The sequence below is a fragment of the Ruegeria sp. ANG10 genome, from assembly GCF_040705255.1.
Classification (GTDB): Bacteria; Pseudomonadota; Alphaproteobacteria; order Rhodobacterales; family Rhodobacteraceae; genus Ruegeria.
On record NZ_JBFCVU010000001.1, the window covers coordinates 824101 to 839598 of the forward strand.

Below are 15498 nucleotides of genomic sequence, written 5' to 3' on the forward strand. Positions count from 1 at the left end.
GGCTTTCCGGCATTTGTTCGAAAGGTGCGTCTCGGTCAGACCGGGAACAACAATAAGCACTAAAGACGACCAACATGGAGATATCAGATGAAAAAATTTGCAACGCTACTGGGAGGCGCATCAATGGCGATCGCCGGGCCTGCTATGGCTGCGGACATCGTGATCGGCGTGCCGAACTGGCCCTCGGTGAATGCGACAGCGCATATCCTGAAGGTAGCGATTGAACAGAACCTTGGGCTTGAGGTCGAACTGCAGAACGGTACCAACCCAATCGTTTTCGAAGCGATGGATTCGGGCGCGATGCACGTTCACCCCGAGGTTTGGATGCCGAACCAGCAGAACCTGCACGACACCTATGTGACCGACAAAGGCACCGTTGCGTTCAACCCCAATGGTGTTGAAGCGTTCCAGGGCATGTGTGTCGACAAGGCCACTGCGGATGCCAACGATATCCGCTCGATCGACGATCTGACCAACCCCGACATTGCCGCGCTGTTCGACAGCAATGGTGACGGCCAGGGTGAGGTCTGGATCGGTGCGCCGGGTTGGGCCTCGACCAACGTCGAGAAAATCCGGGCCAAGTCATACGGCTACGATCAGGTTATGGAGCTGACCGAGATTGACGAGACCGTCGCCTATGCGAATCTCGACAATGCGATCAAGGCAGGCGACCCGTGGGTCGGGTTCTGCTACACGCCACACTACGTGTTTGCCCTGCATGACATGCAGATTCTGGAAGAGCCGGCTTATGACGCGTCCAAGTGGAACGTGCTTCAGCCCACCGACGATCCGGATTGGCTTGAGAAATCCGAGGCCGGTGTAGCCTGGGATCTGGCCTATCTGCACCTGCACTATGCAAAGGCTCTTGAGGATGAATATCCCGAGGTTGCCCAATTGCTGGCCAACATGAAGCTGGATACCGACTCGGTTTCCGCCATGACCTATGCGCTGGTGATCGAAGGCAAAGAGCCTGCAGCCTATGCGGAAGAGTGGGTGGCAGCCAACGAAGATGCCGTTTTGGGCTGGATGTCACAGTGAGTGACGCCAATCAGGGCTGAAACTCGGACAGGCCGCCGGAGTTGACCGGCGGCCTGTTCTGCATCGAAGGGACAAAAATGACAGAAACAGTCGTAAAACTGACGGATGTCTGGAAGATCTTTGGCGCACGGGCCGAAGAAGCCATGACCGCAGTGCGGAACGAGGGCATCGGAAAGCCCGAAGTTCTGGAAAGATACAATTGTGTCGTGGGTGTGCAGGGTGCCACCTTCGAAGTGCCTCGGGGTGAGATTTTTTGCATCATGGGCCTGTCGGGCTCGGGCAAGTCGACGCTGGTACGGCACGTGAACCGCCTGATCGAGCCGACCGCAGGTAAGATCGAAATTCTTGGGCACGACGTGTCCAAGATTTCCGAAAACGAACTGCGGCGCATTCGGGCACAGCAGATCGGGATGGTGTTTCAGCATATGGCGCTGATGCCGCACCGTTCGGTGCGCGATAACGTGGCCTATCCGCTTGAAATTCGAAAGGTTTCCAAATCGAAACGCTGGGCGGTGTCCGATCACGCGCTGGGTCTGGTGGACCTGACCGGATATGAGGATCGCCTGCCCAAAGAACTGTCGGGCGGGATGCAGCAGCGGGTGGGGATTGCCCGGGCGCTGGCCTCGGACCCCGAAATTCTGCTGATGGACGAACCGTTTTCGGCTCTTGACCCGCTGATCCGCCTGCAATTGCAGGATCAGTTCAAGGCGCTGGTAGCACAGTTGCAGAAGACGACGTTGTTCATCACTCACGATTTGGACGAAGCTATTCGCATCGGTCACCGGATTGCGATCATGAAAGACGGCGTGATCGTTCAGATCGGAACGCCGGAAGACATCGTCATGAACCCAGCGGACGACTATGTGCGCGAGTTTGTGCAGGGCATCTCCAAGCTCAAACTGGTCAAGGCGCATTCGATCATGGAACCGATGGAAAGCTATTCGGGCCCGACCGAGGGCGCGCCACGTGCAGACGAAGGGGCGGATCTGGATCAATTGATCGACCTGGCAGTCAATACGGATATGCCAGTGATCATCACCGACGCGGGTGCCGATGTGGGCGTTGTGACCAAACCACGCCTGCTGCGCGGAATTCAGGGGGGCAAAAATGACTGATGCAACCACAGAGGTCAAAGTAACGGCCGCCTCAGATATCGAGGTCGACCGCGAGGCGCTGGACCAGTCCATTCACGATTTCGTCGGGCCGAGCGGTGATTACTACGTCAATGCCTTCCACAAAATCCATGATGCGACCAGCCCGGTTCCGAACACGTTCAACCTGTGGGCAGCGGTGCTGGGGCCGTTCTGGTCGGCGTCGCGGGCGATCTGGGGCATGTTCTGGACATTCCTGATCCTGGAAATCATCGCGTGGGTTCAGATCGGACGCGGGGCCTGGGGCAATCCCGGGGCCGACTTGGCCGAACGGGCCGAACGCCAGCAGGCCCGCGCGAACGAGTTGCTGGGGCGGGCGGCCGATGCCACGGAGCAAGCCGATATCGACCGCTTCAACCGTCTGGCAGAGAACATCCAGAAGGCCGCGGATAACAGTTTGGCGCAGGCGCAGGCAATGCAGTCCGAGGCGACAGGGATCATGATCACCGGTCTTCTGATGCTGCTTTTCTTCAAACTGGTTCAAGGAGTCTACGCGGATCGGGTCTATGAAAAGCAGTATTCCAAATGGCGGACGGATCCGGCCAGTACGGAAAGCGGCCGGTCCACGCGCAACACAGTGATGGGTGCCATTCTGGTGGCCGCGATTGCGCCATTGATCGTCTACAAGTTCACAGTGAACGCATCGCTGCCCTTGCTGGACGCGTTTCCCGAAGATCAGGTTTCCGAGATCATTCTGGGCCCAGGCGAAGGAACACTGTTCTCGAACCTGGCCAGTTGGATGGAGGCGCAGATCGATGCCGCCGCAGCTGCGGGGGGCGATGTCTTTGATGGGATTGTCAGCGGCGTTCGCACCGTTCTGGATGCGCTGACCATTGCGCTGATCGGGTCTCCGTGGCCGGTTGTTATGCTGGTTATCTGCGTGACCGCATGGCGTGCGGCGGGGCCGCGCGTGGCAATCTTCACCGCGTCTTCGCTGGCTTATATCGCCTTGTTGGGTTACTGGGATGTGGCGATGGAGACGGTGGCGCTGGTCGGTGCAGCCGTGCTGTTGTGCGTTGTGTTCGGCATCCCGCTGGGCATCTGGTTCGGCAAATCCAAACGCGCCTATCGCGCGGCAGAACCAGTATTGGACCTGATGCAGACGCTTCCGGCATTCGTTTACCTGATTCCGATCATCGCCTTCTTTGGTACGGGTAACCCGCCGGGCATTCTGGCCACGATCATCTTTGGCATGCCACCGGTGATCCGCCTGACCGCTCTGGGGATGCGCGGGGTTCCTGACAGCATCAAAGAAGCAGCCGTCGCCTTTGGCGCGTCCAAGTGGCAGTTGCTGAAGGATGTGGAAATCCCGCTGGCTTTGCCGTCGATCATGACTGGGGTCAACCAAACTATCCTGATGTGTCTGTCGATGGTGGTGATCATCTCGCTGATCGGCGGCGGTGGTCTGGGCAAGGAAATCCTTGAGGCGCTACAATACGCTGCCAAGGGTCCGGGCCTACTGGGTGGCTTTGCAATCCTGTTCCTGGCCATGGTCATGGACCGGATCGTGCAAGGTGCCTTCCGGCGAGAAGACGAGAAACTCTAAACAAACCCGCCCCCGGTTTCCGCCGGGGGCGTTTTTCTTTTACCGGGGAAAACTATGACCGACCGTTATGAACAATCCATGATGGAAAACCTTTACTGGTGGGGGGTGCCCACCCTTTTCCGCTGCCCGAATGTTGGGCCTGAAGGGCAGGATATCGCACTGGCCGGCGTGCCCCATTCGACTGGCAATGGCACGACCGAACGGGATCAGCATCTAGGCCCGCGCGCTCTGCGCCATGTTTCGGCCGTGCAGCGCCGGGTGCATTCACTGTTCGGGATCGACCCCTGGAACACTGCGCGGATTGCCGATGTTGGCGACGTGCCGTTCCCCAAAGCCAATGACAATGAGGACTGCATCGAGCGCATCACGCAGTTCTACAAAGATATCGATGCGGCGGGCGCGCGGCCGGTTTCGGTCGGTGGCGATCACTCCATAACGGGTGGCATCGTGCAGGCGCTGGGCCGGGGCAAGCTGGCGGGCGGTGAACCGATCAGCTTTCTGCATCTGGACGCCCACACGGATGTGTTCACCAAGGTCGATCACTTTTTGGGCGCCAAGAAATCGGCGGCGCATTGGGGGGCGTATCTGGCCGATCAGGGGCAGGTCGACCCGACGCGTTCCATGCAGATCGGCCTTCGTGGCCATCCGCGCAGCCTGGACTGGCTGCAGCCCTCATACGATTATGGCTATAACATCGTCACCATGCGCGAATTCCGCCAGCGCGGGCTTGCGGATGTGGTGGCACAGACCAAAGAAGTTCTGGGCGATCGCCCGGTTTATATCACCTTCGATCTGGATTGCCTTGATCCGACGGTTGCGCCTGCGGTGTCCAATCTGGAGCCCGGCGAGAAGGGGTTCGATATTGACGAAGCCGTCGGCATACTGCACGCCGCGCGCGGGTTGAATATCGTGGGCGGCGACGTCGTCTGCATGATGCCCACCAAGGACAGCCCCAACAACATCACCGCCCTGACAGCAGCAGCGGTGATGTTCGAGATGATCTCGATGATTGCTGAGAACGTGAGCGCGGCCTAAGACCGCCGCGCATCCACCGCCTGCGCCAGAACGCAGAGCAGTTCAAACATCAGCGAAATACCAAGCCAGGCTGTGCCGCCCTCGGGATCGAAGGGCGGCGCGACCTCGACCAGGTCGGCACCGACCAGATTTACGCCAGCCATCTTGCGAATGACCTGTTGCGCCTGAAAACTGTTCGGCCCGCCGATTTCCGGCGTGCCGGTGCCGGGCGCATATGTCGGGTCGACGAAGTCGATGTCATAAGTGCAATAGGTCGGCGCCGTTCCAACAATGCTGCGCACTTCGGTCATGACATCGTCGATACCGCGATCAAACAGCTCCTCGATGCGGATGAAGCGGATGCCCTGCGCCTCGCCCCATTCAATATCTTCGGTGTTATAGGCGGTGCCGCGAATGCCGACCTGAACAAAGCGCTTCGGGTCGACCAGCCCTTCTTCGACCGCACGGCGGAAGGGGGTGCCATGGGTGAACTTGTGACCACCGAAATAAGTGTCGAACAGGTCGGTATGGCTGTCGAATTGTATCAGGCCAAGCGGGCCGGGTTTGGCCAGCGCGCGCAGGACGGGCAGGGTGGTCAGGTGATCCCCTCCGGCGGTCAGCGGGGTAATGCCGCGTACCTGCAAATCCGAGTAGAACGCAGTCACCCGTTCCAGCGTGTCCCCGATATCCACCGGGTTTGGCGCGACGTCGCCCAGATCGGCGCAATTGACCAGCGAGAATGGCGCGACCCCGGTGACCGGGTTCATCGCGCGAATCATAGTCGAGAAATCCCGCAACTGGCGTGGCCCATGCCGCGCGCCGGGGCGGTTGGTGGTACCGCCGTCCCAAGGAATGCCGACCAGGCCCAGTTCAACCTCGGCAATGCGTTCGTGATCCAGTGTCATACTGGGCAGCCGCATGAAGGTGGGAATGCCGGCAAACCGGGCAAGCTCCATCGCCGAGACCGGCTGAAAAAACGTATTGGTCATGAGGTCCCCATTCTCTTTAGGTTGCGGGCGAGCCTAGCGGCAGAATTGTCGGTTGGAAATGGGCTGACGCGTTCAGATCAGAATGCGAAAGCGTTTGCGGATTTCGGCGTCCTGCGCGTCGGTCAGATACTTCGGATGATGCGTGGTCAGCACCTCCTTGGCCTTTTCGCGTGCAGCCGACCAGGCATCAGTCGCGCCTTCTTCCTGCCACGTGCGCGGCTCGTTCCTATCGGCCAGATCCGGGTAGAAGTAATCCCGCTCCATCGCCGCGTAAGTATGCGAACTGCCCAGAAAATGGCCGTCGCCCAGAACCGAATGGCAGATCGCGTCGAAGCCCAGATTTTCCTCGGTCACTTCGATCCCACGCAGCGCCCGGTAGGTGTGCGAATGCATTTCGTTATCCAACACAAAAGCCTCGAAACTGACACCCAGCAGCGAGGCGGTCATGCCCGAGCTTTCATAGATCAGGTTGCCCCCGGCCAGTGCGGCAGCCAGCGATGTCATCCCCTTTTCCGCGCCGTATTGCGCATCGATGGCCTTTGCGTCGGCCATCGACGCCGCCACACCCGAGGGCAAGCCCAGCCAGTTTGTGATCTGCGCCGAGGCGGCGTTCAGGATGGCGGTTTCACCGCTGCCCCCGGCAAACGAGCCGGTGCGCAGGTCAACGATGAATGGCCAGTTGGAAAACACCATCGGAAAACCGGGCTGGATCGCGTTGACCATGACCAGGCTGGCCAGTGTCTCGGCCAGGGATTGCGCCAGAAACCCCGCGAGTGTTGCTGGGGCCGTTGCGCCCGCTTGTGCTGCGGTGATGCAGGACATGGGGATGTTATGAGCGATACATTCATAGACCACGTCCACAGCATCTTCGCCATAACGCAGCGGAGATATTACTGGGCTGATATGGGCCTTCAGAAAGGGGCGCTTTGCGAATTCACCCGGCCCACCGGCCACGATATCCAGCATCTCGACAATCGGGGCGACATGTTCGGCAAGTGTGAAGGAGGTTGCCACTGGTTTGGTCGTGTTGCGCACCAGTGCATAGACCGTGTTGACATCCAGATCACGAACATCCGGCAGGTCGGTTGCCACACAGCAGCGGGTGAACCAACTGACATTGGCTAATGTGTCCTGCAACCGCGCGAAATCGCTGAGGTCGGCCAGTGTCGACGGCCGGTACAGGCCGGTATCCATGTCCAGTGTCTGTACGGCGGCCCCCCCGGTGCCAAAGAACACGCGGTCGCCGCCAACCTCGATGGACCGGGTTTCATCCCGACCATGAAAGGTGAATGTCTTGGCGGCGTCCTGAATTACGCGCTCTACCATTTCACGTGGGAACACCAACCGACCTTGTTCACCCGGCTGCGCGCCAGCCGCCTGCAGATCTGTGGCCAGCCGATCCGGCACCTCGCCCATGCCCAATGTTTCCAGCAGGCGTAGGGCGGTGTCGTAGATTTGTGTGATCTCGGGCTGCGTCAATGGCTTGAACGCGCCGCCCTTTTGACCGGGCGGGCAGGGATCGATCACGGGCTTGGCCGCGCGCTGCGCGTGCCGGGCCCGCCGACCGCTTCGTTTGGCACCTTCCGAGGACATCCCTTTCCTTTCCCGTGCGTCTTTCGGAAACCCTAATTGGCAAATCCGGTCTGCGGCAAAGGGGAATTGCGAATTTCAAAATCCTCAATCGCAGTTTCGATTTTTCAATACAGTCGATGCCCCTGTTGTCGGCTCAGCCCTTTTTTCCGCAAGACTTGTCGGGGACAAGAGGGAGCAGAGCCATGAAGTCGCGCACCAAGGTCGTTGTCATCGGCGGCGGGATCGCCGGATGTTCAACGCTGTACCACCTGACGCAAGAGGGGTGGACGGACGTGGTTCTGGTCGAGCGGAACGAACTGACTTCGGGCACGACATGGCATTCGGCGGCACAAGTTACGAATTTCGGCATGAACCAGACAATGGTTGGTCTGAAATCTCATTCGATCCGGTTGTATAAGGAACTGGCCGAGGACCCGGATTATCCGATCAACTATCATCATGGCGACGGTGGTATCCGTCTGGCCAACACGCAGGCGCAGATGCAAGGCTATCGCCATTTCGCATCAATGGCGCGCGGGATGGATGTGGAATTCGAAGTGATCGACGCCGAGGAATGCGCCCGTCGCCACCCGCTGATCTCGACCGAGAACCTGATCGGCGGGCTGTGGGACCCGATGGACGGCGATATCGACCCGGCCCAGTTGTGTCAGGCGCTGGCGCGCCGGGCGCGCAAAGCAGGGGCCGAGGTCTATCGCAACACCCCCGTTACGGCCTTGACGCAACACAGCGACGACACCTGGACCGTGCATACCGAACATGGCGACATCGACTGCGATATTGTGGTGAACGCCTGTGGCTACAGGGTGAACGAGGTTGGCGCGATGATGGGGGTTCACCATCCGGTCGCGTCGATGGAGCATCAGTATTTCCTGACCGAAGAAATCCCCGCCATCCGGGATGCGGGACACCGTATGCCGTTGCTGCGCTGTCCGATCAGTGACTACTACTGCCGCCAGGAAAAGAACGGGCTGCTGCTGGGTTTCTATGAGCAGGATTGCAAGACCTGGGGGATGGACGGGATCGACCCGAAATTTGTCAACGCCTTATGCCCGGATGATCTGGACCGGGTGACAGATGTGCTTGAAGGGGCTTTTGCCCGCATGCCTGCATTGATGGAGGTCGGGGTTCATACCATCGTCAACGGGCCGATCACCTATACCATTGACGGTGCGCCTCTGGTCGGACCGATCCCGGGCAAACGCAATGCGTTCTGCATCATCGGGCTGCGCGCAGGGCTAGGCGAGGGCGGTGGCCACGGCTGGCTGCTGGCTCAGCAGATCGTGCATGGCGAGGCCTGTTACGACACCTGGTGTCTGGACCCACGCCGGTACACGGGCCACGCGAATGTGGAACTGACAGCACTGAAAGCAATTGAAGATTATCAGAACGAATTCCGGTTTCACTTCCCCCATGAACACCGTCCTGCCGGACGACCGGCCAAGACGACGCCGTTAACACCGGTACTGGCGGCAGAAGGGGCGGAATTCACTGTGGTCAATGGCTGGGAAAGGGTGGAATACATCAAGCCGTCCCCCAGCTTTTCTCCGACGCTTAGTTTCGATTTTGACGAAACCTTTGATCTGGTCGCGGCTGAGGTGGCCAATGTGCAAACCGGCGTCGGGCTGGCCGAGGTGAACGGTTTCAACCGGATCGAAATTACGGGTGCGGATCGGCATGCCTTTCTGGATCGGATGTTCTGCGGCACCGTTACCCGGCGCGAGGGTCGGGTGGGGTTGGGGTATTTGTTGAACCATCACGGCATGGTCAAGGCTGAAGCGACCGTTGCCAACTTGCCTGCCAGCGATCGGGGGCCTGCCCGTCTGTGGTATGGTTCGGCCGCCGCCAGCGAGTTTCACGACATGGATTGGCTGACCCAGCACGTACAAGCCCATGAGGATGTGCACCTGCGCAGCCTGACCAATGATCAGACCATTCTGGTGCTGGCTGGCCCAAAAGCGCGCGATGTGCTGTCCGCCTGCGCGCGTGGCGATTGGTCCGCCGCGGCGTTTCCTTGGCTTAGCGTGCGGGAATGTTTTGTCGGGATCGCCCCGGCAACGGTTATGGGCGTCAGTTTCTCGGGCGAGCTGGCTTATGAAATCCATGTGCCCAACGCCTCGCTTTATGCGGCTTATCTGGCGTTGCGTCAGGCCGGGGATGCGCACGGGCTGAAACTGTTCGGCGCGCGCGCAGTGGAAAGCATGCGCATGGAGAAGAGCTTTCTACATTGGAAGGCCGATCTGATCACCGAATTTGATCCTTTTGAGACGGGGCTGGATCGCTTTGTGAAACTGGACAAAGGCGAATTTATCGGGCGCGACGCGTTGTTGAAACGGCAGGCAGAGGGGGCACGCAAAAAACTGGTTGTCTTGCAGATCCACGCAAAGCAGCAACCTGCGCATCCAGGCGCATCGTTGATGCAAGGTGAGCGCGTTGTGGGCACAATTACCTCCGGCGATTGGGGGCACCGCACCGGGCTTAATCTGGCGCACGGATTTGTCGATCCTGACTTGGCCGATATCGGGGCTGAGATGGAACTGGATTCCTGTGGTCATCGCGTGCGCGCCACGGTCATACCGCCGTCACCCTACGATCCGGGATTTGAGCGGATGCGGGGATAATTCCGATCCATCGGCCAACTTCTCCATTGCCGCCAGCGCAAAACTTTGCTTGGGTTCGTTTCGAAGAAACCGAAACAATGGGTGTGCGCGGTGTCGAAATCTCTGAGCCTTCGCTGGCTGGAAGTCTTCCGACTGGTGGCCAAATCGGGATCGATCCAACAGGTCGCATCCGAGACGGGGCTGTCGATCAGCACCGTCTCGAACCACCTGCGCAGCCTTGAGGGCGCGCTGGGCGTCGATCTGGTCGATCACGGACGCCGCCCAATGGGTCTAACCCCTGCGGGTGAGGTCTTTGCACGGTACGTACGCGATGGGCTGACTGTTTTGAAACGGGGCGAGGCTGAAATCCGTTCCGGCAACTGGCAGCATGCGACAGATCTGCGGTTGGCCCTGATCGACGATTTCGACAATCAGATCGCGCCGGACTTATTCCGCTTTCTGGCTCAGGCGCTGCCGCGATGCAGTTTCCGCCACTACACGCGCCCCAGTCACGAGATCATCGCCAATTTGCAAGAGCATAAGCTGGATGCTGGCGTCGCCACGCGGCCTTCGGAACGGACCGAGGGGCTGATCGAATACCCGCTGATGCGCGATCCGTTTATTGTGATCCTGCCCATTGGATATCAGGGTACACCCGAAGACCTGCTGACGCCTGATGCAGAGTTGCCTTTGCTGCGGTATTCCCGCGACCTTATGATCGGCAAACAGATCGAGATTCAGCTGACCCGCAGCAAATACAACCTGCCCAACCGGTTCGAATTGGAATGCAATCACTCGATCATCGGGCTGGTTGCCGAGGGCAGCGGCTGGGCAATTACGACGGCCGCCTGTTTCCACCGCGCTCAGAGGTTCCACGACAGTCTCAGGGCGATCCCGTTTCCGGGGCGGAACTTTGTGCGCACCGTGTCGCTGTTCACGACCGAGGTGTATCCCGAAACAACCTCGAAACTGATCCAAAGGGTGATGGCGACGCTGATACGGCAGCATTTCACTGACCCCATGAGTGCGAGTCATTCCTGGCTAAAGGACGATTTCCGCACCATGGAGGCCGAAGCCGCCTAGCTGTCAGCGGGCGGCCCGAGGGATTGACGCTCAACGATACGTGTGTCCAGCCGCTTGCCGCTGCCACCTGCCTGGTTTTCAAGCATTCCGATCAGCTCTGATGCGGCCCTGCGGCCCATTTCCCGGTGCGGGACGTGTACGGTTGTCAGGCGGGGCGTGACAATCCGGGCCAGCTCGATATCGTCAAATCCGGTGATTGAGACATCCCCGGGCACATTCAATCCCATTTCCTGCGCCCGATGCAGGGCGCCCACGGCCAAAACATCGTTGCCGCACAGGATCGCGGTAGGCGGCATATCCTGCGCCATCAAGCCCGAGAAGGCTGCGGCCCCGTTTTCAATCTCATAAGGGGTTTCGATGATAGTCAGGTCTGACAAGGCCAGATCATTCTGTCTGACCGCATCCTGTACACCTTCGATCCGCAGGCGTGCGCGATCATTGCCTGCGCTGATGCCTGAAATCACACCAATCCGTCTGTGGCCCAAGCCGATCACACGGTTTGCCAGTTCGGCCATTGCCGCACGGTTGTCAAAGCCGATACAGGGCAGCTGCCCATCGGGCAGGTAGGACCAGGCGACCAGAGCCGGAATATTCCATCGCTCAAGGTTTTCGTAAATCTGCGGATTGCGATCATGTCCGATCAACAGCAAGCCATCCGCGCCACGTGCGACCAGCGTTTTAATCTGCTCTTCCTCGATCTCGGGTTTGTAGGCCGAGCTTGAGACCAGCAATGTATAACCGTGCTGGTGTAATTCTTCCTGAAATGCCTGCAGGCCACGGGCGAAAATGGCGTTTTCCATGGTGGGGATAATCGCGCCAATTGTCGATGACCGCTTGGCGGCCATCACGCGCGCGGCAAAGTTTGGCATATACCCCAACGCGTCCACGGCGGATTGCACACGCTGGCGCGTCGCCTTGACCACCTGATCGGGGTTGTTAAGGCAACGGGAAACGGTCGCTGTCGAAACACCGGCCAGTTTGGCCACATCATCCAATGTTGGCGCCGATCCAAGTTTCGACATTTTCAAACCCGCAATTCACTTTTGCCAATAAGTCTAAACTTAACCGGGCCTCAAGGAAAGTCGTTATGTAAGCGCTTGCATTTTTCATGTAAGCGCTTACAAAAGAGATCGGGCCGATTCCAAAGGGAGTCCTGAGAAATGTTTCTGACCGCATCCATCATCGTGTTCGTCATCTATTTTGCGAACGTAGCCATGGGGGCATTTGCGGGCAGCGCGTTTCTTGGGGACGTAGGAGAGATGTTGGTCCTGTTCGCGGCGTCGATCCTGTTCGTTGTCGCAATTCTGAAAAGGGAAGCTGACCGCGACGCAGAAAGCGACGGCTGACTTTTTTGCTTGGGAGGGCAATTAATGAACAACGACAAAAAAGAACTGGCCTCGGCAGAGCGCCGCAATTTCTTGAAGCTTAGCGCCAGCGGTGCATTCACGGCTGCACTGGTCGCCGGCGCGGGTGGCGTCCTGTGGTCGTCCGAGGCCGCAGCACAGACCGCCAAAGAGGAAAAAGAGCGCGAAAACGCAGCGGATCATGTGATGACGATCGCCACGGCCTATGTGCTTGGTGCGTCGCGCAGTTATCCGATCATGCAGTTGGATCTGAAGGAAAACATCCAGAATGCCACTAACGGCAAGGTTTATGTAAAGCTGGCACCGGGTGGTCAGTTGGGTGCGGGCGGATCACTGGTGCAGAAAGTGCAGGGCGGCACCATTCAGGCCGCGCAGCATTCGCTGTCGAACTTCGCGCCTTTTGCGTCCACCGTTGACCTGATCAACATGCCGTATCTGTGCGGCTCGAACCAGCGTTTCACCAATCTGGTGCATTCCGATACCTGGAAGAACGAAGTCCACCCCAAGGTCGAAGCTGCCGGGTTCAAGGCGCTGTTCTATGTGGTGATCGACCCGCGCGTCGTAGCGGTGCGCCAGGGCGGCAATCCCATCGTCACGCCGGGCGATATGAGCGGCGTAAAGTTTCGCGTTCCGGGCTCGAAGATGCTGCAGCAGTACTACCGTATGGTCGGCGCGAACCCGACGCCGGTGGCATGGGGAGAGACTCCTTCGGCGATTAAACAGGGTGTGGCCGATGCGCTCGATCCGTCGGTCGGCGCGCTTTATGTCTTTGGGTTTAAGGACATCCTCAGCAACGTGACCTTCACACAGGCGGTGCCAGATAGTCAGGTCTATTCCTGTAACCTTGAATGGTTCAACTCGATGCCCGCAGATGTGCAGGAAGGCATCATGTGGGGCGCGGAAATGACCAGCCACCAGAACCTGTCCAAAGTGCCCTCGGCCCGCGCCTTTGCCATGGCTGAACTGAACAAGGCGGGCGTGCAATTCCAGTCGCTGACAGATGATCAGTTGGCCGAGTGGAAGGATGTCGGCGGCTACCAACGGTCGGAATGGGATCCCTTCAAGACCGAGTTGGCCGGATCAATGGACAACTTTGAAAAGCTGGTCGAAGCGGCCGGAACGCAGGGCAAATACTACGTCCACGACGCGTAATACCAAGCCGACGGGCGCAGCCAATGTGCCCGCAATCATCCTTAGCAGTCAGGCCGAAATCGGCCCGTAACAGAAGGCCACCGCCTGACTGCTCTTTTGTCGAGGGATACGATGACCGTTCTTCAAAACATAGACCGCAACGCCGAGCGCTGGCTGCTGCTGGTGTTCTACGTGATGCTGGTGATTACGATGGCCATCGAGGTTCTTCGGCGAGAGATTTTCGCGTTCTCCTCGATATGGGGTGAGGAAATCGTCCGTTATTCCTTCATTTATCTTGCGTGGATCGGAGCGGCTGCTGCGGTCCGGGAACGCGCCCATATCCGCATCGACGTGATCATGCATTACCTGCCGCAACGCCCCAAAGCGCTGCTGTATATCTTTGGTGATCTGGTGATGTTCGTCGTGGCGATCATTGCGCTTTATTGGTCGTTCGAGGCGGTCCACGTTTCGGCCAAGTTCGGCTCTGTGACGGACGGGCTGCGGGTGTCCAAGGTTTGGTTCCTGATGGCGGTGCCCACCGGATTCGCGCTGATGATCTGGCGACTGATCCAATCCTTCCTGCGCGATTTGAAATCCCTTCGTGACGGCACGCCCGTTTTCGAAGGCGACAAGCTGTTTGACTGAGGAGAAACAGGATGCTCTGGAATTCTCTCAATCAAACGGTCGAGCTGGGCTGGGATTTCTATCTGCCCGTAATCATGTTCGTTGGCCTGATCGCGCTTGCGGTTCCGGTTTGGGCCGCGATTGGCACGGCGGCGATCGTCATGCTGATCATGTCGGGCGACCTGCCGCTGAGCCTTGTGGGCGAAAGCCTGTTCACCGGCATCGACGCTTTTGCCTTAACCGCTGTGCCGCTGTTTATCCTGACTGGTGACGTGCTGGTGCGCACCGGGCTGTCACGCAAGTTTCTGGACGTGGCCGAAGCGCTGACCTGTTTCGCCAAGGGCGGGTTCGGATCCGCCACCGTTTTGGTCTGCGGCATGTTCGCGGCCATTTCCGGCTCGGACGCGGCGGGGGCTGCCGCAGTGGGCCGCATGACCATCAATCGTCTGGTCGAAAGCGGTTATCCGCGTCCCTATGCCTGTGCCTTGGTCGCCGCTGGGGCCTGTACCGGCATCCTGATCCCGCCATCCATCGCCTATATCATCATCGGTCTGGTTCTGGGCATTTCCGCCTCGACCCTGTTTCTGGCGGCGTTGATCCCCGGTCTGGCCATTCTGGTGTCGATCCTGGTCACCAACATCATCATGAACCGCCTCTATGCTTATGAGGGCGGCGGCATGATGACCATGGGCGAGTGGCTGGCCAATCTGGGCAAGGCGCTGAAATCCGGCTGGTACGCCTTTATCGTGCCGGGCATCATTTTCTACGGCATCTTCTCGGGCCGCCTGACGCCGACCGAGGCCGGCGCCACCGCCGTTGTTGTCACCATCATCATGGGGTTCATCCTGCGCACGCTGTCGCTGGCCGATTTCCCCTCGATGCTGGTCAGCTCGGCCAAGGTGAACGGCGTTATCCTGCCCATCATCGCTTTCTCAGCACCTTTGGCCGAGGCGCTGGCTATCATGGGCGTGCCGCAGGGTTTCGTGGCCTCGATCACATCGTTGACCGATGACCCCTATCTGCTGATCCTGCTGATGATCGGCATCCTGATCGCCGCTGGCTGCGTCATGGAAACGACACCGAATATCGTGATCCTTGCCCCCATCCTGAAACCGTTGGCGGACAATATCGGCATGAACGAAATTCAGTTCTGTATCATGATGATCACTGCGTTGGGTGTGGGTTTCATCACTCCACCACTGGGCCTGAACCTGTTTGTCGTATCTGGCATTACAGGCGAGTCCATTCTGAAGATTGCCGCTCGTGCCGTGCCTTTCGTATTAACGATGCTGATCGTGGTACTGCTGATCGCGTATGTCCCGGCGGTGTCGACCACTTTGCTACCTGAAATCTACCAATAGGACTTGC

At 58.9% G+C, this 15498-nt stretch carries 13 protein-coding genes; 10 read left to right on the top strand and 3 right to left on the bottom strand.

The genetic code is table 11. The features are described 5' to 3' along the window. Positions 1 to 87 precede the first annotated feature (87 nt). The 4 genes from AB1A64_RS03740 to AB1A64_RS03755 all read left to right on the top strand — a co-directional run bounded on the left by AB1A64_RS03740 (position 88) and on the right by AB1A64_RS03755 (position 4770). Positions 88 to 1038, top strand: a complete 951-nt coding sequence (locus AB1A64_RS03740) for a glycine betaine ABC transporter substrate-binding protein (protein WP_366550180.1) — start codon at positions 88 to 90, stop codon at positions 1036 to 1038. 77 nt (positions 1039 to 1115) lie between these two features. Next, positions 1116 to 2153, top strand: coding sequence for a glycine betaine/L-proline ABC transporter ATP-binding protein (locus AB1A64_RS03745; RefSeq protein ID WP_366550181.1), 1038 nt, complete (start codon positions 1116 to 1118; stop codon positions 2151 to 2153). Beyond that, positions 2146 to 3735 carry an ABC transporter permease subunit gene (locus AB1A64_RS03750; protein WP_366550182.1) on the top strand — a complete coding sequence of 530 codons (1590 nt, stop codon included), beginning with the start codon at positions 2146 to 2148 and terminating at the stop codon, positions 3733 to 3735. Before AB1A64_RS03745 ends, AB1A64_RS03750 begins: the two co-directional genes overlap by 8 nt. Positions 3736 to 3789: 54 nt before the next feature. Next, a complete protein-coding gene (locus AB1A64_RS03755) occupies positions 3790 to 4770 on the top strand; it encodes an arginase family protein (protein ID WP_366550183.1) in 981 nt (326 codons plus the stop codon). Here the strand turns inward: AB1A64_RS03755 and AB1A64_RS03760 are convergent. Together AB1A64_RS03760 and AB1A64_RS03765 are read right to left on the bottom strand one after the other, a co-directional pair. Then, complete coding sequence (locus AB1A64_RS03760) at positions 4767 to 5738, bottom strand: agmatinase (RefSeq protein ID WP_366550184.1); 972 nt, start codon at positions 5736 to 5738, stop codon at positions 4767 to 4769. The genes AB1A64_RS03755 and AB1A64_RS03760 overlap by 4 nt on opposite strands. Before the next feature lie 72 nt (positions 5739 to 5810). Then, on the bottom strand, positions 5811 to 7331 hold the full coding sequence (locus tag AB1A64_RS03765; protein ID WP_366550185.1) for a trimethylamine methyltransferase family protein: 1521 nt from the start codon (positions 7329 to 7331) through the stop codon (positions 5811 to 5813). Between the two features lie 182 nt (positions 7332 to 7513). Between AB1A64_RS03765 and AB1A64_RS03770 the strand changes: the two genes are divergently transcribed. Together AB1A64_RS03770 and AB1A64_RS03775 are read left to right on the top strand one after the other, a co-directional pair. Further along, complete coding sequence (locus AB1A64_RS03770; protein WP_366550186.1) at positions 7514 to 9949, top strand: FAD-dependent oxidoreductase; 2436 nt, start codon at positions 7514 to 7516, stop codon at positions 9947 to 9949. 90 nt (positions 9950 to 10039) lie between these two features. Continuing rightward, positions 10040 to 11011: a LysR family transcriptional regulator gene (locus AB1A64_RS03775; protein WP_366550187.1), complete on the top strand. Its 972-nt coding sequence runs from the start codon at positions 10040 to 10042 to the stop codon at positions 11009 to 11011. Here AB1A64_RS03775 and AB1A64_RS03780 read toward each other — a convergent pair. After that, positions 11008 to 12033 (bottom strand): LacI family DNA-binding transcriptional regulator, encoded by a 1026-nt coding sequence (locus AB1A64_RS03780; protein ID WP_366550188.1) that lies wholly within the window; start codon positions 12031 to 12033, stop codon positions 11008 to 11010. The two genes, AB1A64_RS03775 and AB1A64_RS03780, sit on opposite strands and share 4 nt — an antisense overlap. 138 nt (positions 12034 to 12171) lie before the next feature. Between AB1A64_RS03780 and AB1A64_RS03785 the strand changes: the two genes are divergently transcribed. The 4 genes from AB1A64_RS03785 (at position 12172) to AB1A64_RS03800 (ending at position 15491) form a co-directional block, all read left to right on the top strand. Further along, a complete protein-coding gene (locus tag AB1A64_RS03785; protein ID WP_170350906.1) occupies positions 12172 to 12357 on the top strand; it encodes a hypothetical protein in 186 nt (61 codons plus the stop codon). Between the two features lie 24 nt (positions 12358 to 12381). Then, entirely contained in the window at positions 12382 to 13527 is a 1146-nt protein-coding gene (locus AB1A64_RS03790; RefSeq protein ID WP_366550189.1) for a TRAP transporter substrate-binding protein, read from the top strand. Between the two features lie 111 nt (positions 13528 to 13638). After that, on the top strand, positions 13639 to 14151 hold the full coding sequence (locus AB1A64_RS03795; protein ID WP_170350908.1) for a TRAP transporter small permease: 513 nt from the start codon (positions 13639 to 13641) through the stop codon (positions 14149 to 14151). Positions 14152 to 14162: 11 nt separating this feature from the next. Next, the gene (locus AB1A64_RS03800; protein ID WP_366550190.1) at positions 14163 to 15491 is read left to right on the top strand and encodes a TRAP transporter large permease; all 1329 of its coding nucleotides are present in this window, start codon (positions 14163 to 14165) and stop codon (positions 15489 to 15491) included. Positions 15492 to 15498 lie beyond the last annotated feature (7 nt).